This window comes from Sphingobium quisquiliarum P25 (assembly GCF_000445065.1).
Taxonomy (GTDB): domain Bacteria; phylum Pseudomonadota; class Alphaproteobacteria; order Sphingomonadales; family Sphingomonadaceae; genus Sphingobium; species Sphingobium quisquiliarum.
On record NZ_ATHO01000014.1, the window covers coordinates 1 to 21,798 of the forward strand.

Below are 21,798 nucleotides of genomic sequence, written 5' to 3' on the forward strand. Positions count from 1 at the left end.
TGTCCCAGTGCCGCCGCCCGAACCCGTGCCGGAACCGGAACCGGAACCGTAACCACCGCCTGTTCCACCCGTGCCGCCACCGCCGGAGCCGCTTCCGTCATCGCTGCCTCCCCCGCCGGAGCCGCCGCCCGATCCGCCACCGGGCGAACCGATGCTCGCAAAGCGCGTGCCTCCGGTACTTTCGCAAGCGCTCAGGCACAGCATGAGCGCCGAACAGGCTGTCAGGGTCGTGAATGCGCCGCGCCGCCACGGCCGGCCAGATGATCGTCCAACTACCATTTGCTCTCTCCTGTCCAGACCGGCACAGGGAAGCAACGGCAGCCACAGGCCACGCGAGCAGTGTCGAGCAGTCAGAAAACGCACAGCGCCAGCAGCCGGAAGTCAGCGGCTAAAAGAATGAAGATGAAACTGCGATGCGCACCTGAACCTCGGCTCCTTCGGTAGCCCCGCTACCTTGCAACCAAGGCCGGAGACTTTGCGTCCCGGCGTCACCACCGGTTTGCCTTTTTCGGGATCGGGCTGATCCAAATGCGACAACCAAGATGTCGCACTTTAGTTCTACACAAAATTCATGACGCCGCATTTTTATCGTTAATTCTCATCATGCTGCACCGGTCCTATTCGCGCTGCAGAAGGATTGATCGCTTTTATCGATCAATCTGACGCAATCTTGTCGCTTCCTTCGTTACCCTGCCGGTTCTAGCCTGACCGCATTGTGCAAGAGGAGACATATGCCATGGACGCGAAAACAGGTGACAGCCCCCTGTCCTGCCCGATGAAGGAGCCAGCGGCGCTGCGGTCGTTGCTTGGCCGCACCAATCGCGACTGGTGGCCCAACCAGCTGTCGCTGGACATACTTCATCAAAATGGCGCGCATGCCAGCCCGATGGGCGAGTCGTTTGACTATGCCAGGGAATTCCAGTCGCTCGACCTTGAGGCGGTGAAGCGCGACCTGCATGCGCTGATGACGGACAGCCAGCCCTGGTGGCCCGCCGACTATGGTCATTATGGCCCCTTCTTCATCCGCATGGCGTGGCACAGCGCGGGCACGTACCGGACGGGCGACGGCCGGGGCGGCTCCTCTTCGGGCGGGCAGCGGTTCGCCCCGCTCAACAGCTGGCCGGACAATGCCAATCTCGACAAGGCGCGGCGGCTGTTGTGGCCGATCAAGCAGAAATATGGCCGCAAGCTGTCCTGGGCCGACCTGATGATCCTGACCGGCAATGTCGCCATCGAATCTATGGGCGGCCCCATCTTCGGCTTCGGCGGCGGGCGCGAGGATGTGTGGGAACCGGAAAAGGACATTTACTGGGGCACCGAGGAGCAGTGGGTCGGCCATCCCGAAAACCAGACCCGCATCCAGCCGGACAAGGAGATGGTGCTGGAAGATCCGCTGGCGGCGATCCAGATGGGCCTCATCTACGTCAATCCCGAAGGTCCCGGCGGCAATCCCGACCCGCTCCAGTCGGCGCGCGACATCCGCGAAACCTTCGCGCGCATGGGCATGAACGATGAAGAGACGCTGGCGCTGACGGCGGGAGGCCATACGTTCGGCAAGGCGCATGGCGCGGGCGACGCGTCCAAGGTGGGCGCGGAGCCGGAGGGTGCGGACATCGCGCAGCAAGGGCTTGGCTGGCAGAGCAGCCATGAGACGGGCGTGGGCGACCACACCATCACCAGCGGGATCGAAGGCGCATGGACGCCGACGCCGATCCAGTGGGACATGAGCTTCTTCCACATGCTGCTGGACTATGACTATGAGCTGGTGAAGAGTCCCGCGGGCGCGCATCAGTGGCAGCCCGTGAACCAGAAGCCGGAGGATTTGGCTCCGGGCGCGCACAGCCCGGACAAGCGGCTGCCGACGATGATGACGACCGCCGACCTGGCGTTCAAGATGGACCCGGACTATCGCAGGATCGCGGAGCGCTTCCGCAATGATGCCGATGCGTTCGCCGACGCCTTCGCCCGCGCCTGGTTCAAGCTGACTCACCGCGACATGGGGCCCAAGGCGCGCTACCTTGGCCCGGACGTTCCGGCCGAAGACCTGATCTGGCAGGACCCGATCCCGCCCGTTGACCATGTGCTGGTGGACGAGGCCGACATCCGCTCGCTCAAGCAGAGGATACTAGGTTCGGGCCTCAGCGTGGCTGAACTGGTGCAGACCGCCTGGGCTTCGGCATCGACCTTCCGGGGATCGGACAAGCGCGGCGGCGCCAATGGCGCGCGCATCCGCCTTGCCCCGCAGAAGGACTGGGACGTGAACCAGCCGGAGCAACTTGCCCGCGTGCTGGACGTGCTGGAAGGCATCAAGGCCGATTTCGACGGCAGCGCTTCGGGCGGGAAGAAGGTCAGCATCGCCGACCTCATCGTGCTGGGCGGCGCGGCGGCGATCGAAAAGGCGGCGAAGGATGCGGGCCATGACGTGACCGTGCCCTTCACGCCCGGCCGCACGGACGCTTCGCAGGAGCAAACCGATGTCGAGGGCTTCGCCGTCCTCGAACCCAGGGTCGACGGGTTCCGCAACTATCTGCCGGTCAGCTTCCGCGTGCCGGTGGAGGAGTTGCTGATCGACCGGGCCAGCCTGCTGCGGCTGAGCGCGCCGCAGATGACGGTGCTGGTGGGCGGCCTGCGGGTTCTGGGGGCCAATCATGGCGGGTCAAGCCATGGCGTCTTCACCGACCGGCCGGGGCAGCTGACCAACGACTTCTTCGTCAACCTGCTCGACATGGGCACGGCCTGGAAGGCGGACAGCGACAAGGGCGACCTGTTCACCGGCACCTGCCGCAAGACGGACGAGCGGAAGTGGACGGCGACGCGGGTCGATCTGGTGTTCGGCTCCAACTCGCAATTGCGCGCCCTGTCGGAAGTCTATGCCGCCGCCGACGCGGAGCGGAAGTTCGTGGACGACTTCATTCACGCGTGGGTCAAGGTGATGGACGCCGACAGGTTCGACCTCGGCCGGTCGGGTCTGACCGCCAGCGCCTGACCGGAAAAGCCGCCGCGTCGCCATTCGGCAGCGCGGCGGCTTTCCCATGTGCCCGCGCGGGAGCAGATCGCGTCAGTGCAGATCGCGGCGGCGATATTCCGCTTCGCTGGCGTGACCGGGCCGGAGCATATGCGCCGCGCCGTCCGGCTCGCCGGGCTCATGCACCAGTTCCTCGAACAGCGCGCGGTAATGGATCATCGCCTGGCGGAGATCTTCGGTATCCGCCTCGCCGCGCGCATGGCGGATGGCGATGTCATGGGCGGAACGGTAATTCTGCACCACTTCGGGATGATCGACCGACAGGTCCGCCGAGCGCCGTTCGAAATCGACGATCGGATAGCCGCGCTCCTCCATGACCTCGGTCAGCAGCACGTCGGCCCGCGACACAGCGCCTTGCGGATCGTCGACAAACTGGGTCTGGACCCTCAGCCAGCGGTCGGTGAACATATCCACCTGCTGGGGCGAGAGCGGGCGGATGGAAAAGGTCGCCACCCTCTTTTCCCGTTCCTGTAGTTCCGCCTCCGCCTTGCGCGAACTGCCAACGGCTTCCACCGTCCGCGAATATTCAGGGCCGAATTTGGAGCGGAGATTGGCGCGGCGGCGGTTCTGCATCACCATCACGGCGATGCCCGCCAGCAACAGCAGCACGAGCAGGCCAAGGCCGATTTCAAGCGGAGTCAGCGTCACGATGACATTCTCCCAAGGGCCAGAAGGCCGCTAATGACACCCGCCGCTGCTGCGATGTTCAACCGGATCGGCGCGTCTTTGTTCCGGCGGGCATTCGCGCCTGCTCCGGGCGGTGCGGGGGGCCGGGCCGAAGGAACGAAGGGCGGACCGGATGGTTGGCGTCACTCCCCTGAAAGGAGCCCCGGTCCATGCATCTCCAGACCCCCAACGGCCATGCCATCCATGTCAAGGACATGGGGTCCGGCCCTGCCGTCATCCTGATCCACGGCTGGCCGCTGAGCGGCGATATGTGGGAATATCAGACGCTTGCACTGCTGGAGGCGGGCTATCGCGTCATCACCTATGACCGCCGGGGCTTCGGCCAGTCGGGCCATCCGGCGGACGGCTATGATTATAACGTCTTCGCCGACGACCTCGCCGCCGTGATCGACCATGTAGGCGCGCCCAGGGTTTCGCTGATCGGCTTTTCCATGGGCGGCGGAGAGATCGCCCGCTATCTTGGCCGCCATGGATCGGCCAAGGTCGACCGGGTGGCGCTGGTCTCATCGGTCGTGCCCTATCTGTTGCAGGACGGCAGCAATCCCGATGGCGTGGAACAGTCCGTCTTCGACCAGATGAAGATGCAGATCCGCGAGGACCGCTTCGCCTTCCTCCAGACATTCGCGAAGCAATTTTACGGCGTCGGCCTGGTGTCGAAGCCGGTCAGCGGCGCGCTGCTTGACTGGACCTTCGCGCTGGCGATCATGGCCAGCCCCAAGGCGACGATCGATTGCGTCGATGCGTTCGGCCGGACCGATTTCCGCCCCGACCTGGCGGCCTTCGACATCCCGACGCTGATCATCCACGGCACCGGCGACAAGACCGTGCCGATCGACCCCAGCGGCCGCGCCGCAGCAGCAGGCATCCCCGGCGCGCGACTGATCGAATATGATGGCGAGCCGCACGGCCTGTTCGCCACCGCGCCGGACCGGCTGAACGGAGACCTGCTCGCCTTTCTTGCCGATTGATCCTTTTGCGTGGGAACAAGTGGGGCTGCCCGGCTCTTTTTGGCTCCATGCGTCAAAACGACTCCTTCAAACTCGCTATGGACAGCTGGCGGCTGGGGATGGAGGCATGGACCGTGATCGGCCTGCGCATGCCCCGGCTGCTGGCGGGCAACCCAGCCGCCTTTGCCGAAGCGCAGCTGATGGTCGGGGAAAAGATCGAGGCCGCGGCGGCGCTGCAATGGATGGCGATGACCGGCGCGCTCGGCTTCACGCCGGGCGAGGCGATGCGCGCATCCGTCGCCCATTATCGCAAGGGCGTGGGCAAGAACCGACGGCGGCTCGCGCGCCGCTGACCGCGATGCAGTCGGACCTGTTCGCGCCGTCCCTAATCCCTGGCCTTTCCTATGCGCCGGACATCATAAGCCGCGAAGAAGAGGCGGAGCTTGTCGCGCGGATCGGCGCCCTTCCGCTGTCGCCGTTCCGCTTTCAGGGCTGGACCGGCAAGCGGCTGACGCTGTCCTTCGGGTGGAATTATGATTTCGACAATGGCCGCTTCGCCGCCGCCGATCCGATCCCCGAATGGCTCGCGCCGTTGAGGGGGAAGGTGGCGGCGTTCGCGGGGCTGGATAGCGCTGATCTGGTGCAGCTGCTTTTGACCCGGTACGATCCCGGCGCGGGGATCGGCTGGCATCGCGACCGGCCGGTGTTCGACCATGTGGTGGGCGTATCCCTGGGCAGCGAGGCGCGATTGCGGTTCCGCAGGCGCACGCAGACGGGCTTCGAGCGCTTCGCCATCCCGCTCGCGCCCCGGTCCGTCTATCATCTGAGCGGAGAGGCCCGTCACGAATGGGAACATGGCATCGCCGCGATGGAAACGCGCCGCTGGTCCGTCACCTTCCGCACGCTTTCCGCCAAGGGGCGCGCCAGCCAGTCCGGGCGCGGGCAGGAGCGCTGATCCCCCCTCCCCTTGTCGCGCGGCCGCCGCCCACCCATATCCCCTTCATCGTCAACAACGGAAAGGAGGTGGTCTGATGTCTCATTGTCACATGCCGGTTGCGGCAGATGAAAAGAGCATGACCTCCGCCGCGGGGGTCCGGCTCGTCTGAGTCCGTCCAATCGGCTGACAATGGAAAGGCCGTCCGGCATTGCCGGGCGGCCTTTTGCATGGGAGGCAAATGTCAGGGCGCGTCAGAAGCCTTCCGTCCCCTTGTGATCGCCAAAGCCCCCGGCGCGCAATTCCTCCTGATCCTGCCTGGCGCGCTTCTGCGCCTGCGCGATCCGGTCGCGGTCCTCCGGCGTGGGCGGCGCGGGGCGAGGCGCGGCCTGTTCCGCAAGGCTGGGCTCGTGCGCGTCGGGTGCGCTGTTCTTTCCGGTCATGATGAAAACTCCTGCCGCTGCTGGCCAAGCCTGACGAACGGGCGAGCAGGCGGGGCGTTCCGGTGATGCTTGCAGGATCATCGAACCAATTGGCGGCTGGATCGTCTCTCCCTTCTGGATGAAGCGAGAGCCGCGCGAAGGATGAGGATCGCCACCTATAATGTGAACGGCATCAACGGGCGGCTGCCCGTTCTGCTGCGATGGCTGGAACGCGCGGAGCCGGACATCGTCTGCCTTCAGGAACTCAAGGCGCCGCAGGACAAGTTTCCCGAAAAGGCGATCCGCGACGCGGGCTATGACGCCGCCTGGCACGGCCAGAGCCGCTGGAACGGCGTCGCCCTGTTGAGCAGGGTGGGCGAAATCCACGAAACCCGCAGGACGCTGCCCGGCGACCCTGACGATGTGCAGAGCCGCTATATCGAAGCCGCCATCAACGGCGTGCTGGTGGCGGGGCTCTACCTCCCCAACGGCAATCCGCGCCCCGGCCCCAAATATGATTTCAAGCTGCGCTGGTTCGACCGGCTGCATGACCATATGGCGAGCCTGATTCGGCTGGACGCGCCGGTAATCGTGGCGGGCGACTATAATGTCATGCCCACCGACCGCGACGTCTATGTGCCCGAACGCTGGCGCGACGACGCGCTGTTCGCTCCCGAAGTGCGCGCCGCCTACCAGCGCCTGCTGGACCAGGGGTGGAGCGACGCCATCCGCCAGCTGCACCCGGACGAGACCATCTACACCTTCTGGAAATATTGGCGGGGATCGTTCGAGCGCAATGCCGGGCTGCGGATCGACCATGTCCTGCTGAACCCGACCGCCGCGCGGTGGCTGCAAGCGGCGGAGGTGGACACCACGCCCAGAGGATGGGAGCGGACGAGCGACCATGCGCCGGTCGTCGTCACGCTGCGCGGCGAGGCGGAATGATGGCGGAACCATCCAGCCCCGGACTGACGCTGCCGCTGCCGATGGAAGCCCGCCTCGTCACCGAATTGCCGCCGCCGCCCGGCTGGCAATATGAGCCCAAATGGGACGGCTTCCGCGCCATCGCCGGACGGGATGGCGGCACCGCCGATATCCGTTCCAAGTCCGGCAAGTCGCTCGCCCGCTTCTTTCCCGAAATCGTCGCGACGCTGCTGGCAACATCCTGCCAGCGCTTCATCGTGGATGGCGAGTTGATCCTGCCGGCCGGCGGCGTGCTGTCCTTCGACGCGCTTCAGCAAAGGCTGCATCCCGCCGACAGCCGGATCGAGCGTCTGTCGCGCGAGACGCCCGCGCAACTCATGCTGTTCGACTGCCTCGCGCTGGACGGCGAGGATCTGGGCGGCGCGCCGTTGCACGCACGCCGGGCGGCGCTGGAGCGATTCCACCGCGCGGAGGGGAATGACATGCTGCTGCTGTCCCCCGCGAGCGAGCGGCTGGACGACGCGATGGCCTGGCTGGAACGCAGCGGCGGCGCGCTGGACGGGATCATCGCCAAGCCGCTCGACGCGCCCTATCGCTCCGGCGAGCGCGCGATGCTGAAACAGAAGAACCACCGGAGCGCGGATTGCGTGGTCGGCGGCTTCCGGCGCACGGCGGACGGCAAGGGCGCGGCGTCGCTGCTGCTGGGCCTCTATGACGATGACGGCCTGCTGCACCATGTCGGCTTCACATCCAGCTTCAAGGCGGGCGAGCGCCCTGCCCTGCTCGACAGGCTGCTGCCGCTGGCGGGCGGCCCCGGCTTCACCGGCAAGGCGCCCGGCGGCCCCAGCCGCTGGAGCCGGGGAGAGGAAAGTGCGTGGGAGCCGCTGCATGCCCGGCTTGTGGCAGAGGTCGTCTACGATCAGGTGACGGCGGGGCGCTTCCGGCACGGCACCCGTTTCCTGCGCTGGCGGCCAGACAAGGCCCCCGGACAATGCCTGTGCGAGCAGCTTCAGGCGGAACTGCGGCCTGCGGAACTGGAGGCGCTGATCGGCCGCGCCTCATCATGAGTGCGGCGCGACACGCCTGCGCGCGCGGCTGGCCGATCCGTCCTTGAGCGCCCAGCGCAGCACCATGCCCATGCCCGCGAGACGGGCGCGGGCGAGATGGCGGGCCGGTCCGCGTGAAAAGCCATGCATCCGCGCCGCCCAGCCGGGCAGCAGATCGATCGCCGCGTCGATCGCCGCCCGGCCGAAATGCGCCGTCAGCATGCCGGGCGACGGCTGTAGCAGCAGCGAAGCGACTTCCCGCGTCCGATCGTCGCACCGCAGCGCGGGGCGGGCGGCAAGCAGATAGTCCGCCACCTCCCGCCCGCCGCGGGGAACGTTCCGCGCGCCCAGCCGCACTGCCAGATCGGCCATTTCCGCATAATAGAGATCTTCGTCCCGCGCGGGCAGAAGCGGCGCGCGGTAGCGGCGATAGGCGGACAGGAAGGAATAAACCTCCGCCACATGCACCCAGCACAACAGGTCAGGATCGCTGGCGCGATAGACGCCGCCGTCCGGCAGGGCGCCCTCCACCCGGTCATGGACCGCGCGCACCCGCTCGATCAGCCGCTCCGCCTCCGCCGTGCCGCCATAGGTGGTGCCTGCGATGAACTGGGCGGTGCGGCGAAGGCGGCCGCTGCGGTCTTCGCGAAAATTGCTGTGATCCCAAATGCCCGCGAGCGCCGCCGGGTGCAGCATCTGGAGCAGAAGCGCCGCGATGCCGCCCGCCATCATCGACGTGAAATCGGCATGGACGCGCCACGCCATGGATTGGGGGCCGAACAGCCCTTCGTCCCCCAACGGCCTGTCGAGTTCGACCCGCTCCCCGCCCGACCCGAATATCTGCGTCACGTTGCGCCGGATCATCCGCTGCACCGCCTCATGCGGCAGCAGGGGCCGCCATTGGGGTGGTTGGGGCTTGTCCGCTTCGGCCATGTGCTTCCTTTCGCCGCATCAACGCGCCAGCGGCGGCAAAGTGACGGCGCGGGGACGCGACTTCGATCGCAAACAGGCGGCCGGTTGATCGCGGTTAGAAAGTTTTTCGGGAACGTCTGGGGGCCGCTCTGAATTGAACGACAGTATATTTAGGAGACGAATTTCGTGGCCACTCGCTTCATCGCTCGAACGAGCGACTCACAATTTCTACAACAGGACTTTCAGGAAAGGCTCAGTCACTGGAACCGCGACAGGCTGTCGCCCGGCTTTCCAGACGAGTGGGAAAGCCAGTTCCGCGACGGTCAGGCAATGGCCCGGCTGGAACATGCCTTCATGGAAGAACTGCGCGCGCAGGTGCGCGAGCGGGCGGCCAGCGCGCCCACCGATCCCGACGGCTTCATTGCCTGGTTCGAAGCGCTCAAGGAAAATGGGCCGGGCCAGAATGATCCGCTTTTCCCCTGGCTCGCCGAACAGGCGTCGCGAGACGAGGTTCGATGGTTCCTGACGCAGGAAGCCGCCGGGGAAGCCGGGTTCGACGATCTCGTCGCCTTAACGCAGGTGAAGCTGCCAACATCCGCCAAGCTGGAACTGGCGCGCAACTATTGGGATGAAATGGGGCGCGGCAATGAAAAGGGCATGCATGGCCCGATGCTGTCCCAGCTTGTCAGCATCCTGGACCTGTCGCCCACGATCGAAACGACGGTATGGGAAAGCCTGGCGCTGGCCAACGCGATGACCGCCATGGCGACCCAGCGCGTCTATGCGTGGCACAGCGTCGGCGCGCTCGGCGTCATCGAACTGACCGCGCCCTGGCGTTCGGCGCATACCGCCGCTGCGCTCAAGCGGATCGGCCTCAGCCAGTCGGAACGCCGCTATTTCGATCTGCATGCGGTGCTGGACGTCAAGCACAGCCGGGACTGGAACGAACTGGCGATCAAGCCGCTGGTCGCCGAAGACCCGCGCCGCGCCACCGCCATCGCCGAAGGCGCGCTGATCCGCCTGAGCTGCGGCGAGCGGTGCTTTGACCGCTATCGCGCGCATCTGGGGCTGGAGCGTTAAGCATGGCGGGACATCAGCCCCGCATCCTTGTCGTCGAGGATGATCCGGCCATTGCCCGCATGATGGTGGAGATGCTGCGCGCGGCGGATTATGAGGTGGACGGTCCCTATGCCGACGCCAGCGACGGGGTGGCGGCGCTGGCCGCCCATTTCCCTGACGGAGCGGTGCTCGACCTGCACCGGCCTGCGGAGGACGCCAGCCTGCTAAAGGATGATCTGGAGGCGTATGACATTCCCTTCCTCGACTGCGAGGAAAGCGTCCGCCAAGGGAAAGCCGCGCCACTGAAGGGCCGGTCGCAACTGGAAAGGCGGCTCCTCCCCTGGCTCCGGCACATGCGGCACTGAGTGTTCGCGGCGGGCGAGAGCCGTCACGGTTCAGCGCCCCGCTCTTGCCCCTTGCGTGACGGACGCTATGTCCATCCCCTCGGATCAGCGCGGGAGACGGAATGGGCCGCATCGTCGGAAAAATAATCAGCGGCGCAGGCGTCGCGCTGCTGTTTCTGGTCATTGCGCTCTGCCTCGCGATCACCATCGTCCCGCCCTTTCTGGACCGCATCTATTATCAGGGGCCGGTGAGCCGCCATTTTGACGGCGCGCACTTCTTCAACCCCGATGGCGAGATCGAATTTTCCCCGCCGCCGGGCAGTAACCGGCAAAGCTTCGCCGTGCGCTGGCTGCTGGGCGCGGACGAGCGGCCGCCCTGGCCCGATGCGGTGGCGGTAAAGCCCAGCCGTCCCGCGGGGTTCGCCGCGCCGCGCGGCATGACCGCGACCTGGGTCGGCCATGCGACGGTGCTGGTGCAGGCGGCGGGCCTCAATATCCTGACCGATCCGATCTGGTCCGATTATGCCAGCCCCTTGCCGCCATTCGGGCCAAGGCGCGTGGCGCAGCCGGGCATACGGTTCGAAGACCTGCCCAAGATCGACCTGGTGGTCGTCAGCCACAATCATTACGACCATCTGGACATTCCGACGCTCAAAAGGCTCTGGGAGCGCGACCGGCCCAAGATCATCACCAGCCTTGGCAACGACACCATCCTGAAACGCGAAGGCATTCCCGCCGTCGCGCTGGATTGGGGCCAGTCGATCAGCGGAGCGGCGCTGAACGGCCTTGGCTCCGATACGGTGATCCAGTGCGAAAATTACGAACATTGCCCCGATTATCGCGTCCATGTGATCCGCAACCATCATTGGAGCAGCCGGTGGGGCACGGATCGCAACCGCGCGCTCTGGTCCAGCTTCGTGATCGCCACGCGGGCGGGCAACATCTTCTTCGCGGGGGATACGGGCGCGGGCGACATGGCATGGCCGGAGGAAGCGGCGCGGCTGGGGCCGATCCGGCTGGCGATGATCCCGATCGGCGCTTTCCGTTTCTGGCCGGGGCAGATGGAATCGGACAGCCATATCGGGCCGCAGCGGGCCGTCTCCGTATTCGAAAAGCTGGGGGCGTCCACGGCGATCCCGATCCATTGGGGCACGTTCCGCCTGTCTTTCGAACGGTGGAGCACGCCGCCGCGCATGCTGGAACTGTATCTGCGGTGCGCGGGCATAGAGCGGGCGCGCTTCGCGCCGTTGCGCGCCGGGCAGTCGATCGCCGTGCCGCGCTATTCCGCGGTCGAGCGAAGCCGGGGGCGCTGCGACCATCGCGCCATCGCCGCGCTGGAATAGGATCAGGCGGGAGGGGCTGCTGCCTGTGCCGGATGACCGCCGCCGGTCATCGCGGCCAGATATTCGGCCTGCATCTCCTGCGTGAGCAGTTCCATCATCTGCCGCCCCTCGATCCAGAGTTCGATGACGCCGAAGGCTCCGCCGCGCTTGCGATATTTGGCTGGCCAGCCTTCGCGCGCGGCGATCGCCATCACCTCATCCTGACTGAGCGGCGTGGCAAGCGCGGCGTGAGTCGCAGTGAAGCCGCTCTCATCCGAGGCCCGGCCGGAGGCATCGGCATCCCCTTCGGTTTCGCGCAGCACCGTGCCGATGGGATAGACTTCCACCGCCGTGCCGCGATCGTCGCCCGCCAGCGCGATCCAGCTTCCCTGCGCCACCGGCGGAAAGGGATGAGCGTGACCGCGCCATAATTCGGCGATGACCTGCGCCACGTTCCTGGGGTCATGGGCCGAGATCGAAAGATGAAACAGCATGACACGCCTCCGCTGCCTGCACTCCGCCAGTGCAGCATAGCATGAATTCGGTCCCGCTGCGCCGGGGCTTGTGCTGACGATCAGGTCTTGGCGCATTCCCCCGTGCGCTTGCCGGTCACGTCATGGGTGGTGCGCAGCGTGGGATTGCCCGCCACCGTCTTTGTCATGGTGCTGCCCAGCGTCAGCGTATCATCAGTGAAATTCCCCTCCAGCACGATTTCCGACGTGCCTTCACCGGCCTTGCAGGACAGGGTGGCGATCAGCCGTCCCTTGCGGATAAGCTTGTCCTTATAGGTGCAATCCTTACCCTCGCCCCCTGCCAGCGCATCGGCATCCGGCACCCCGGCGGCGTCTACCGTCAGGCACAGCTTGTCTTCGCTCATCTGCTTGAGCGCCGCCTGATATTCAGCGGGCGTCACGGTGGGCGTGTTGTAGCCGGTCGTCTTGCGCGTGAAGGCCCATTCCCCCGCCTTGATCGCGATGGGCGCTTCCACCGCTTCGGGCGCGGGCGCTTCCTTTTCGCCGCAGCCCCCGATGGCAAGCGCGACCGCCAGCGGCATCACCGCCGATTGCATGATCTTCATATCCTCATCCCCTGTTCTCTTGACGGAACGGGGAGAGGCTCGCCCGGCCCCGGCCAAAGCGCAAGAGGAAAAATCCAGCCGCGCCTCAACGCTTGCCGTGGGTCGGCGCGTGGAAGTCAGGCGGCTTGCCAGCGATCCAGGCCAGAAAGCGGGCAAGCCCCGGATGCGCGCGCAGGGCCGCCGCGTCGCGATAGGCGCGGGCAAGTTCCGCATTGCTGATCTGCGCATGGATGGCGCGGTGGCAAATGGGGTGGAGCGGCACCGTGCCGCGCCCGCCCCTGCTGCGGGGCAGCGGATGATGCCATTCGATCCGCCGCCCCAGCGGCCGTTCGCACAGCCAGCAGCAGGGCGCGCCGCCGCTCACGCCTATGTCGTGGCGCAGTCGGCCGCGATCCATTTGCCGGACGTCTTCGCCTTCATGCGCATTTCAGCGCCTTGCGCGGCCGCGCTGCTTTTCATGTCCATGTGCATTTCATAGCTTTCGGGCGAATAGCTGCCCGACATCACGGCGGTCATCGCGCCGCCTTCCGACTTGCAGGAAACCTCGCCCTTCACCGATCCGCCGCCGACATTGAAGCCCTTATAGGTGCAGTCCTTGTTCTCCTGACCGGAAAACATCTTGCCGCTGGGATTTTCGGCCTCTTGGGGCGTGACGCAGTAGCGGATGGAGGTGCGGCTCATCATCTTCTTCATCTGCTCTTTCATCCGGGCGCCGCCGCCCGGCAGATTGGGCATGTCGATATCTTCCAGCGTGAAGCTGCTTTCCCACTGGCCGGGTTTCAGCTTCACCCTTTCGACCTGCGCCTCGACCTCGCTCTTGCTCATCGGTTCGCCGGACGGCTTGTCGCCGCATCCCGCCAGCAGCGCCGTCGCGCCCGCCAGCGCCAAAACCGTTTTGCGCATCGCACATCCTCCCTGTTGCACCCCTTGGGCAGGCGAACCATATCAAGGCGCGATGACGATTCAAATCCGCACCACCCTGGACGAACCGGAGACCGGCGAAGGCTTCGTTCCCCACCGCCCCGCGCGCCCTGAAAAGAGCGAGGGCGGCAAGCGGTTCAAGCTGGTGTCTGACTATGAGCCCTCCGGCGACCAGCCCACCGCCATCGCGGAACTGGTGGAACAGGCGCGTGCGGGCGAGCGCGATCAGGTGCTGCTGGGCGTCACCGGCTCCGGCAAGACATTCACCATGGCCAAGGTGATCGAGGCGATGCAGCGCCCCGCTTTGGTGCTCGCGCCCAACAAGATCCTGGCGGCGCAGCTATACGGCGAGTTCAAGAGCTTCTTCCCGGAAAATGCCGTCGAATATTTCGTCAGCTATTATGACTATTATCAGCCCGAAGCCTATGTGCCCCGGTCCGATACCTATATCGAGAAGGAGTCGAGCGTTAACGAGGCGATCGACCGGATGCGGCATTCGGCGACGCGCGCGCTGCTGGAGCGGGACGATGTGCTGATCGTCGCGTCCGTGTCCTGCCTTTACGGCATCGGGTCGGTGGAAACCTATTCGGCGATGACCTTCTCGATGAAGAAGGGCGGCATCGAGGACCAGCGCGAGATCATCCGCAAGCTGGTCGCACTCCAGTACAAGCGCAATGACGCTGGCTTTGCGCGCGGCAATTTCCGGGTGAAGGGGGATAATCTGGAGGTCTTCCCGTCCCACTATGAGGATACGGCGTGGCGGGTCAGCTTCTTCGGCAATGAGATTGAGGATATTGTCGAATTCGACCCGTTGACCGGCAAGAAGATCGCCAGCCTGGAATATGTGAAGGTCTTCCCCAACAGCCACCATGTGACGCCGGGCCCGACGCTGAAGCAGGCGATGGAGGCGATCCGCTTCGAACTGGCCGAGCGGTTGAAGGAACTGGTGGCGGAAGGCAAGCTGCTGGAGGCGCAGCGGCTGGAGCAGCGGACCAATTTCGACCTGGAGATGATCGCCGCGACTGGATCATGCGCGGGTATCGAAAATTACAGCCGCTTCCTGACCGGCCGCCTGCCCGGCGAGCCGCCGCCGACGCTGTTCGAATATCTGCCTGAGAACGCGCTGCTGTTCGTGGACGAAAGCCACCAGACCATCCCGCAGATCGGGGCGATGGCGCGCGGGGACCATCGGCGCAAGATCACGCTGGCCGAATATGGCTTTCGCCTGCCGAGCTGCATCGACAACCGCCCGCTACGCTTCAACGAATGGGACGCGATGCGCCCGCAGACAGTCAGCGTGTCGGCGACGCCCGGCCCGTGGGAAATGGAGCAGACCGGCGGCGTGTTCAGCGAACAGGTCATCCGTCCCACCGGACTGATCGATCCGCCCGTGGAGATCAAGCCGGTGGAGGATCAGGTGGACGACCTGATCCACGAGGCGAAGGAGACGGCGAAGAAGGGCTATCGCACGCTCGTCACCACCCTCACCAAGCGCATGGCCGAGGATTTGACCGAGTTCATGCATGAGGCGGGGATCAAGGTCCGCTACATGCACAGCGATGTCGAGACGCTGGAGCGTATCGAGCTGATCCGCGATCTGCGGCTGGGCGTCTATGACGTGCTGGTCGGCATCAACCTGCTGCGCGAGGGGCTGGACATTCCCGAATGCGGTCTGGTCGCGATATTGGATGCGGACAAGGAAGGGTTCCTGCGATCGGAAACCTCGCTGATCCAGACCATCGGCCGCGCCGCGCGCAACGTCGAAGGGCGCGTGATCCTCTATGCCGACCGGATCACCGGCAGCATGGAGCGCGCGCTCAACGAAACCAGCCGCCGCCGGGAAAAACAGCAGGCCTATAATCTGGAACATGGCATCACGCCGACCACGATCAAGCGCAACATCGGCGACATCATCGCCCATGTGGCGTCCAAGGATCAGGTGACGGTCGACACCGGGCTCGACGATCGCCCCCACCTGGTCGGTCACAATCTGCGCGCCTATATCGAGGATCTGGAAAAGAAGATGCGCGCCGCCGCCGCCGACCTGGAGTTCGAGGAAGCCGGGCGCATCCGCGACGAAATCCGCAAGCTGGAAGCCGAAGAACTTGGCCTGCCCGCCGACGAGCAGGTGGCCGCGCCGCGCGGCCGCGCGACCGAGGGCAAGCCGGGCACGCGCAAGCTGCGCTACGGCAAGACCCAGCGCAAGTTCGGGCGGTAAGGAGCGGCGCGGACGGGCTTTCCGCCGCCGCCCTTACAATTTGCGACAAATCTTTCTTGGACTTGCCAGAATTTTGCGACAACTCGCGCCTAACAGCCGGTCATCAGGTGATTGGTGAAAAGGGGTAATGTGTGAGCCGTCCGACGTCGCTTCTGCTGTTTTCGTTGATGATAAGCTGCGCGCCGACGGCGCTGCTTGCCCAGACGGACGAGGCCAAGGGGCCGCCGGTACAGATGGACGATGTGGACGAGATCGTCGTCACCGGCCAGCCCGAACGCGGCGCGGTGATCGGCAACATCAAGCCCGAACAGCAATTGTCCCCCGCAGACGTGCGCGCCCTGGGCGTAACGTCGATCGCGGAGATGATCACCGAATTGTCGCCTCAGACCAATGGCGATCCCGTGATCCTGCTGAACGGGAAACGCATTTCCAGCTTCTCCGAAATCCAGGACATCCCGTCCGAGGCGGTGGCACGGGTCGACATCCTGCCCGAACAAGTCGCGCTGTCATACGGCTATGCGCCCACGCAGAAGGTGGTGAACATCGTGCTGCGCCAGCGCTTCCGCGCGGAAACGGCAGACCTGCGCGCGGGAACGACGACCGATGGCGGGCGCGAGAACGGCACGATCGAAGGCGGGCTGCTGCGTATCCGGGGCGATAACCGGCTGACGCTCAATGTGAAATATGCGGCCGCAGCGTCGCTGCTGGAAAGCCGCCGCTCGATCGATCCGGGTCCGAACAGTCCGGCCCTTGCCGACCTCACCCGCTTCCGCACGCTCAGTCCCGCGACGGAAAATCTGTCGGCGAACGCCACCTGGGCGCGGGCGCTGGGCAAGGTTTCCATGACGGTCAACGGACGGGTCGAACTGTCGGACAATGACTCGCTCCAGGGGCTTTCCTCCGCAGCGCTGGCGCAGCTGGCGGGCCTGCCGCAATGGCCGTTCGCCGATGACGGGCGCTATCGCGACATTATCGAAGCGGGCACGCTGGATCAGCAGATACGCGGCACCACCGGGCATCTGGGCCTGACGCTGAACGGCCTGCTGGGCGGCGGGTGGCAATGGTCGCTGACCGGCAATGGCGACATTTCCGACACGCGGACGCGCACGGAGAGATCGTCCAGCACCGACCGGGCGAGCAGCAAGTCGCAGGCGGTCACGGGCGACCTGCTGCTGTCGGGTCCGATCGTCGACCTGCCTGCCGGAACGGTGACCAGTTCGATCCGGCTCGGCGCTTCGGCCAACGGCTTCGACGGCTGGTCCATCCGCAACGGGAAGGAGAGCGAGAGAAGCTATGACCGGCAGATCGGCAGCGGGCAGGTCAGCCTGGATGTGCCGCTGACCAGCAAGGCGCGCGGCGTACTGGGCGCGGTGGGCGATATCGGCGTCAATGTGAATGCGGGCATGCAGCAGCTTTCCGATTTCGGCACGCTGTCTACCCTGGGTTATGGCCTGAGGTGGCGGCCCGTTCCGGCGGTCCAGCTGCTGGTGTCCGCCAATCAGGATCGCGCCGCGCCGACCGGCAACCAGATCAACGATCCCGAAATATCGACGCCCAACGTGTCCGTATTCGATTATCGCACCGGCGAAACCGTGTTCGTGACGCGCATCACCGGCGGCAACGCGGCGCTCAAGGAAAGCGTGCGCGACCAGTTCCGCCTGAGCGCCACCGTCAAGCCCTTCGAAAAGCCGAACCTCACGCTGACGGCGACCTATCTCAACAGCCGCACGGCGAACCCCATCGCCGCCTTCCCGGAGCCCACGCCCGCGATCGAAGACGCCTTTCCCGACCGCTTCGTGCGCGACGCTGACGGCCGATTGTTGCAGATCAACGCGCGGCCGATCAATTTCCTGCGGTCGCAAAGCGAGCAGTTGCGCTGGGGCTTCGACCTGTCCCTGCCGCTCAAATCGCGCATCCAGAAGCTGGTGGAAGCCTGGCGCGCGGCGGGGGCCAAACCGGAAGACCGCCCCAAGGAATTGCAGGACATGCGGGCGCTGTTCGGCAACCGGGGCCGGGAAAGAGGGGAGCAGGCGGGCGGGCAGGATAACGCGCCTCCTCCCACGGAAGGCGGCGAACGGCCCCGTGGCGAAGGCGGCTTCGACGGTCCGCCAAGGCAGGGCGCGGGCGGCAGGCCCGGCGGCGGTTTCGGCGGTCCCGGAGGATTCGGCGGCGGACGCGGCGGCGGTGGCGGACGCCTCAGCTTCAGCCTTTATCATACATGGCATTTCACCGAGAGCATCCTGATCGCGCCGGGCGTGCCTGAGCTTGACCTGCTCAACGGCGATGCCACCGGCTCATCGGGCGGCCAGCCCCGGCATGAGATCGAAGCGCGGGTGGGCTATGTCAACAATGGCCTGGGCGCGCGGCTGGGCGTGGATTGGGAAAGCGGCACCCATGTCGATGGCGCGCTGGACGGATCGTCGCGGCTGAACTTCGGCAGCCTGGCGACGGCGAACCTGCGGCTTTTCGCCAATCTGGGGCAGATGCCGTCATTGGTGCGCAACCATCCCTTCCTGCGCGGCGCGCGGGTGTCGATCGGCATCGATAATATCTTCAACGCGCGGCGTGACGTGACCGACGCCAGCGGCGGCACGCCGCTGCGCTACCAGCCGGGCTATCTCGATCCGCTCGGCCGCCGCATCAGCATTTCATTCCGCAAACTCTTCTTCTGAGAGGCGGCTAAATGACTCCCCTCCCGGTCCGTTATGAACCGTATGAAGAGGCCGGGAGACGAAGCATGAGGAAACCCGTCAGGATCGTGGTGGTCGATGATTCGCTGACTATCCGCGCGATGATCGAAACGCTGCTGGAGCGCGATTGCCGCTTCGAGGTTGTCGGCATCGCCCGCAACGGCGAAGAAGCGATTGACCTCATCTGCTCCGCAAAGCCCGATGTCGTCACGCTGGACGTGGCCATGCCCGGCAAGGACGGCATGACCATCCTGGACGAGATCATGGCGCTGGAACCATGCCCGGTCATCATGCTGTCCAGCCTGATGCGCGAAGGCGCGCCGATCATGGCCGATGCGCTGGACCGTGGCGCTGCTGCCTGCTTCAACAAGGCGATGATCGCCCGCGACGCGGCGCGCTTCATCAGCCTGGTGAAGGAGGTGGCGCGCAGCGCCGCTCCGGCGGTGCGGCTGGCGGCCGCGGCCTGAAATCACCAGCATCGGTTGGGAATGGGGAGCGCCGGAGACGGCCGCTCCCTTTTTCTTTGCTGATGGCGAACAATCCGGTCCCAGGCGCCGGCCGCTGACCGGGCGCGCTATGCCGGATCGGGACGTGCCAGCCCCGTCTGATCGGGCGGCTCCTAGCAGGCGAGCGAGCGCGAATGCGCGCCCAGTGCGGCAAGGTCGATCGGGGCGGCGAATTCCACGCCCATCCGGTCGTCCAGCGACCAGCGGGAGGTCGCGTTCACGGAAAGGCTCTCGCTGAATTCGATCGCGAAGATCGTGCCTTCGGGCACGTTCCACAATCCTTCGATCATCGCGCCTGTGGCGGAGATGTTGCGGATGCGGGCGGTATAGCTATGCCCGTCATGCAGCACATTGACCGTCCGCAGCATCGTCTTGCGTTCCGGGCGGCTGGACTGGAACCCTTCGGCCAAAGCCAGCGTGCCATGGCTCCGCTGCCGTTCCAGCACGTCTTCCGCCGTCAGCGGGCGGCCATAGACATATCCCTGAATATGGCTGCACCCGAGTTGGCGGATCAGGGCGAGTTCGTCCTGCGTTTCCGCGCCTTCGGCCGTCGTGTCCATGCCCAGCGCTTCGGCAAGGCTGACGATCGCCTTGATGATGGCGCTGTTGCGGTTGCCCTTGACCGCCGCCCCGCGCACGAAGCTCTGGTCGATCTTGATCTTGTCGAAGGGCGCTTTCTTCAAATAGCCGAGCGAGGAATAGCCGGTGCCGAAATCGTCGAGCGCCAGACGGACGCCGATCGCCTTCAGCCGGGCAAAGGTCGCGTCCGTGCCGTCATCATCGTTCAGGAACACGCTTTCGGTGATTTCAAGCTCAAGCCGTTCGGGCGCGAGCTGCGAATTGGCGAGGGCGCTCATCACCAAAGCGGGCAGGCCCGGATTGGCGAACTGGATCGGCGATACGTTCACCGCCACCCTGATGTCATCGACCCACTGAGTCGCGTCGCGGCAAGCGGTGCGCAGCACCCATTCCCCCAGAGGCGCGATGAGGCCGCTTTCCTCCGCGATGGGCACGAACACGGCCGGGGAAATCGCGCCGCGCACCGGATGATTCCAGCGCAGCAGCGCCTCATAGCCGGTGATCCTTTCCGTCTGGGAGGACACGACCGGCTGATAGACGAGATGCAGGGCGTCCGACGCGAGCGCGTGGCGCAGATCTTCCTCCATCTGCCTGCGATCTTCGGCGTCGGCATGCATCTCGCTGGAATAGAAGCGATGGACGCCCCGGCCATCCCCCTTTGCGGCGTAGAGCGCAAGATCGGCATTGCGGATCAGCGCGTCGGCAGTGACGCCATCCTGCGGACAGACCGAAATGCCAATGGACGCGCCGATCACGACCACCGTGCCTTCGATGGAATAAGGACGCGACAGGGATGCGATGATGGCGCGGGCAAGCTGCTCCATCGAACGGCGGTCATGATGGCCCGGCAGCAGAATCTTGAATTCATCGCCGCCCTGCCGGCCGACCAGACCGCGATTGCCGGCCACTTCCAGCAACCTCTGGCTGACCTGCCGCAGCAGGGCGTCGCCCGCCGGATGGCCCAGCGTGTCATTCACCGATTTGAACCGGTCGAGGTCCAGCATCATCAGCGTGCATTCGCTCGCCCCCATGCCCTGCGGCCCGGCCACCGCCTCTTCCAGCGAACGCAGCACCTGCACGCGGTTGGGAAGACCGGTCAGCGAATCGAATTGCGCAAGCCGCTGCACCTCCGCCTGGCTGCGGCGCATGGCGGTAAGGTCCGCGCCGCTACCGCGAAAGCCGTGGAACTGGCCATATTCGTTGAAGACCGGCTGGCCGGAGATGGACCACCAGCGCTCATCCTGCGTCATCGCCGCGCGCACCGCGATCTCCGAAAAGCCGGTGCGCGCCGACAGATGGAAGCCAACCGTACGCTCGCCAGTGCCATGCTGGTGATCGCCATTGCCGATAAGGTCGGTCAGCCGCCGCCCGATCATGCCGCCCTGGGGCATACCGTCCAGGGTGCTGACCAGCGTATCGGAAATATAGGTGAGGCAGCCGTGGCGATCGGTTTCCCAGAACCAGCCATGCCCCGACTGCTCATATTCCTGGAGCAGCCGGTCCGATCGCTGCGCGCGCAAGTCCTGCTGATGCAGGGCGATCGCGCGGTCGCGGTCCGCCCGCGCCTGACGAAGCGTCGCGATCATCATCCCTGCAAGGCAGATGAACAGCAGGCCGGTCTGGGCGAATGGCGCCTGCTGGAGCATGGAAGCGCATAGCGTGCCAAGGAAATAGCAGGCGCCCAGCAGCCGCCGGTCGCCGAAGATGCAGACGACGAGAATCGCGACCAGTATTTCGGCAAGGAGGCCGTTGGGCACTCCGCCGGGATTGGCGGCGGGTTCCAGCAGCAGGCCGAAGGTGAAGCTGGACAGGAACATCAGCGCCAGCATCAGCCATTTCTGCACATGCGGCCGCTGCTGCTGGAATCGTCCGCCCTTGGGCGCGATCATCACGACGCCATCGATCAGCAGCATCGCCGTCAGGATGAGCGTATAGGCCACGCTTCCCTGAAAAAGAGACGCGTGCAGCAAGGCGAAGGTGCACAGCTTGGCGAGCAGGATCAGCGGCCACAACCGGGCGATCTGGCCCAGGCTGCTCGATATCCAGAAGGGGGAAACTTCCGTCCCCCCTTCCGCAAGCCCAAGCGCGGCTGCCAGATCGACAGGCCATGACTGAACGTCTGTCAGCTTTGTACGCGATGGGACCATAGCCATCGCGTAACAGCCAGAGGTTGAAAGAGAATTA

General features: G+C 65.5%; 20 protein-coding genes and 1 riboswitch. Of the genes, 12 read left to right on the forward strand and 8 right to left on the reverse strand.

Annotated features, from left to right (window positions below):
• Positions 1-436 precede the first annotated feature (436 nt).
• A riboswitch (cyclic di-GMP riboswitch) is annotated at positions 437-514 on the reverse strand.
• A gap of 222 nt (positions 515-736) precedes the next feature.
• Complete coding sequence (gene katG / locus L288_RS24310; protein ID WP_021236727.1) at positions 737-2,986, forward strand: catalase/peroxidase HPI; 2,250 nt, start codon at positions 737-739, stop codon at positions 2,984-2,986.
• 72 nt (positions 2,987-3,058) lie between these two features.
• On the opposite strand, the gene L288_RS24315 is transcribed toward katG, so the two are convergent.
• Entirely contained in the window at positions 3,059-3,673 is a 615-nt protein-coding gene (locus tag L288_RS24315; RefSeq protein WP_021236728.1) for a hypothetical protein, read from the reverse strand.
• Positions 3,674-3,861: 188 nt separating this feature from the next.
• Here L288_RS24315 and L288_RS24320 point away from each other — a divergent pair, with 188 nt between their 5' ends.
• From L288_RS24320 to L288_RS24330, 3 genes are all read left to right on the forward strand, one after another.
• Entirely contained in the window at positions 3,862-4,680 is an 819-nt protein-coding gene (locus L288_RS24320; protein ID WP_021236729.1) for an alpha/beta fold hydrolase, read from the forward strand.
• 98 nt (positions 4,681-4,778) lie between these two features.
• A complete protein-coding gene (locus L288_RS24325; protein ID WP_236612992.1) occupies positions 4,779-5,012 on the forward strand; it encodes a hypothetical protein in 234 nt (77 codons plus the stop codon).
• Between the two features lie 5 nt (positions 5,013-5,017).
• Positions 5,018-5,614 (forward strand): alpha-ketoglutarate-dependent dioxygenase AlkB, encoded by a 597-nt coding sequence (locus L288_RS24330; protein WP_021236731.1) that lies wholly within the window; start codon positions 5,018-5,020, stop codon positions 5,612-5,614.
• Positions 5,615-5,847: 233 nt separating this feature from the next.
• Here the strand turns inward: L288_RS24330 and L288_RS24335 are convergent, their stop codons facing one another.
• The gene (locus L288_RS24335) at positions 5,848-6,036 is read right to left on the reverse strand and encodes a hypothetical protein (RefSeq protein WP_021236732.1); all 189 of its coding nucleotides are present in this window, start codon (positions 6,034-6,036) and stop codon (positions 5,848-5,850) included.
• A 141-nt stretch (positions 6,037-6,177) separates the two neighbouring features.
• On the opposite strand from L288_RS24335, the gene L288_RS24340 reads away from it, so the two are divergent.
• A complete protein-coding gene (locus tag L288_RS24340; protein ID WP_021236733.1) occupies positions 6,178-6,960 on the forward strand; it encodes an exodeoxyribonuclease III in 783 nt (260 codons plus the stop codon).
• Complete coding sequence (locus tag L288_RS24345) at positions 6,957-8,006, forward strand: ATP-dependent DNA ligase (protein ID WP_236612993.1); 1,050 nt, start codon at positions 6,957-6,959, stop codon at positions 8,004-8,006. The genes L288_RS24340 and L288_RS24345 overlap by 4 nt, the downstream gene beginning before the upstream one ends.
• On the opposite strand, the gene L288_RS24350 is transcribed toward L288_RS24345, so the two are convergent.
• Complete coding sequence (locus tag L288_RS24350; RefSeq protein ID WP_021236735.1) at positions 8,001-8,918, reverse strand: oxygenase MpaB family protein; 918 nt, start codon at positions 8,916-8,918, stop codon at positions 8,001-8,003. The genes L288_RS24345 and L288_RS24350 overlap by 6 nt on opposite strands.
• 165 nt (positions 8,919-9,083) lie before the next feature.
• Here L288_RS24350 and L288_RS24355 point away from each other — a divergent pair, with 165 nt between their 5' ends.
• The 3 genes from L288_RS24355 to L288_RS24365 all read left to right on the forward strand — a co-directional run bounded on the left by L288_RS24355 (position 9,084) and on the right by L288_RS24365 (position 11,643).
• On the forward strand, positions 9,084-9,977 hold the full coding sequence (locus L288_RS24355; protein WP_031303805.1) for an iron-containing redox enzyme family protein: 894 nt from the start codon (positions 9,084-9,086) through the stop codon (positions 9,975-9,977).
• Positions 9,978-9,979: 2 nt separating this feature from the next.
• Positions 9,980-10,321, forward strand: a complete 342-nt coding sequence (locus tag L288_RS24360; protein WP_021236737.1) for a response regulator transcription factor — start codon at positions 9,980-9,982, stop codon at positions 10,319-10,321.
• A gap of 101 nt (positions 10,322-10,422) precedes the next feature.
• A complete protein-coding gene (locus L288_RS24365) occupies positions 10,423-11,643 on the forward strand; it encodes an MBL fold metallo-hydrolase (RefSeq protein ID WP_021236738.1) in 1,221 nt (406 codons plus the stop codon).
• A 2-nt stretch (positions 11,644-11,645) separates the two neighbouring features.
• Here L288_RS24365 and L288_RS24370 read toward each other — a convergent pair whose 3' ends face one another.
• The 4 genes from L288_RS24370 to L288_RS24385 form a co-directional block, all read right to left on the reverse strand.
• Positions 11,646-12,116, reverse strand: a complete 471-nt coding sequence (locus L288_RS24370; protein WP_021236739.1) for a hypothetical protein — start codon at positions 12,114-12,116, stop codon at positions 11,646-11,648.
• Positions 12,117-12,196: 80 nt separating this feature from the next.
• On the reverse strand, positions 12,197-12,700 hold the full coding sequence (locus L288_RS24375) for a DUF3617 domain-containing protein (RefSeq protein ID WP_021236740.1): 504 nt from the start codon (positions 12,698-12,700) through the stop codon (positions 12,197-12,199).
• Between the two features lie 85 nt (positions 12,701-12,785).
• Positions 12,786-13,097: a hypothetical protein gene (locus L288_RS24380; RefSeq protein ID WP_021236741.1), complete on the reverse strand. Its 312-nt coding sequence runs from the start codon at positions 13,095-13,097 to the stop codon at positions 12,786-12,788.
• Positions 13,067-13,603: a DUF3617 domain-containing protein gene (locus tag L288_RS24385; protein WP_021236742.1), complete on the reverse strand. Its 537-nt coding sequence runs from the start codon at positions 13,601-13,603 to the stop codon at positions 13,067-13,069. Before L288_RS24385 ends, L288_RS24380 begins: the two co-directional genes overlap by 31 nt.
• Before the next feature lie 52 nt (positions 13,604-13,655).
• On the opposite strand from L288_RS24385, the gene uvrB reads away from it, so the two are divergent.
• From uvrB to L288_RS24400, 3 genes are all read left to right on the forward strand, one after another.
• Positions 13,656-15,839 (forward strand): excinuclease ABC subunit UvrB, encoded by a 2,184-nt coding sequence (gene uvrB / locus L288_RS24390; RefSeq protein ID WP_021236743.1) that lies wholly within the window; start codon positions 13,656-13,658, stop codon positions 15,837-15,839.
• Positions 15,840-16,006: 167 nt separating this feature from the next.
• Positions 16,007-18,511, forward strand: coding sequence for a TonB-dependent receptor (locus tag L288_RS24395; RefSeq protein WP_408020364.1), 2,505 nt, complete (start codon positions 16,007-16,009; stop codon positions 18,509-18,511).
• 65 nt (positions 18,512-18,576) lie between these two features.
• Complete coding sequence (locus L288_RS24400) at positions 18,577-18,996, forward strand: response regulator (RefSeq protein ID WP_021236745.1); 420 nt, start codon at positions 18,577-18,579, stop codon at positions 18,994-18,996.
• Between the two features lie 152 nt (positions 18,997-19,148).
• Here the strand turns inward: L288_RS24400 and L288_RS24405 are convergent, their stop codons facing one another.
• A complete protein-coding gene (locus L288_RS24405; protein WP_169533905.1) occupies positions 19,149-21,761 on the reverse strand; it encodes an EAL domain-containing protein in 2,613 nt (870 codons plus the stop codon).
• Positions 21,762-21,798: the final 37 nt, after the last annotated feature.

Bases quoted from the DNA above. Each gene is read 5' to 3' on its own strand.
- katG (WP_021236727.1), top strand. From the start codon at position 737: ATGGACGCGAAAACAGGTGACAGCCCCCTGTCCTGCCCGATGAAGGAG.
- L288_RS24320 (WP_021236729.1), top strand. From the start codon at position 3,862: ATGCATCTCCAGACCCCCAACGGCCATGCCATCCATGTCAAGGACATG.
- L288_RS24325 (WP_236612992.1), top strand. From the start codon at position 4,779: ATGGAGGCATGGACCGTGATCGGCCTGCGCATGCCCCGGCTGCTGGCG.
- L288_RS24330 (WP_021236731.1), top strand. From the start codon at position 5,018: ATGCAGTCGGACCTGTTCGCGCCGTCCCTAATCCCTGGCCTTTCCTAT.
- L288_RS24335 (WP_021236732.1), bottom strand. From the start codon at position 6,036: ATGACCGGAAAGAACAGCGCACCCGACGCGCACGAGCCCAGCCTTGCG.
- L288_RS24340 (WP_021236733.1), top strand. From the start codon at position 6,178: ATGAGGATCGCCACCTATAATGTGAACGGCATCAACGGGCGGCTGCCC.
- L288_RS24345 (WP_236612993.1), top strand. From the start codon at position 6,957: ATGATGGCGGAACCATCCAGCCCCGGACTGACGCTGCCGCTGCCGATG.
- L288_RS24350 (WP_021236735.1), bottom strand. From the start codon at position 8,918: ATGGCCGAAGCGGACAAGCCCCAACCACCCCAATGGCGGCCCCTGCTG.
- L288_RS24360 (WP_021236737.1), top strand. From the start codon at position 9,980: ATGGCGGGACATCAGCCCCGCATCCTTGTCGTCGAGGATGATCCGGCC.
- L288_RS24365 (WP_021236738.1), top strand. From the start codon at position 10,423: ATGGGCCGCATCGTCGGAAAAATAATCAGCGGCGCAGGCGTCGCGCTG.
- L288_RS24370 (WP_021236739.1), bottom strand. From the start codon at position 12,116: ATGCTGTTTCATCTTTCGATCTCGGCCCATGACCCCAGGAACGTGGCG.
- L288_RS24375 (WP_021236740.1), bottom strand. From the start codon at position 12,700: ATGAAGATCATGCAATCGGCGGTGATGCCGCTGGCGGTCGCGCTTGCC.
- L288_RS24380 (WP_021236741.1), bottom strand. From the start codon at position 13,097: ATGGATCGCGGCCGACTGCGCCACGACATAGGCGTGAGCGGCGGCGCG.
- L288_RS24385 (WP_021236742.1), bottom strand. From the start codon at position 13,603: ATGCGCAAAACGGTTTTGGCGCTGGCGGGCGCGACGGCGCTGCTGGCG.
- uvrB (WP_021236743.1), top strand. From the start codon at position 13,656: ATGACGATTCAAATCCGCACCACCCTGGACGAACCGGAGACCGGCGAA.
- L288_RS24395 (WP_408020364.1), top strand. From the start codon at position 16,007: ATGATAAGCTGCGCGCCGACGGCGCTGCTTGCCCAGACGGACGAGGCC.
- L288_RS24400 (WP_021236745.1), top strand. From the start codon at position 18,577: ATGAGGAAACCCGTCAGGATCGTGGTGGTCGATGATTCGCTGACTATC.
- L288_RS24405 (WP_169533905.1), bottom strand. From the start codon at position 21,761: ATGGTCCCATCGCGTACAAAGCTGACAGACGTTCAGTCATGGCCTGTC.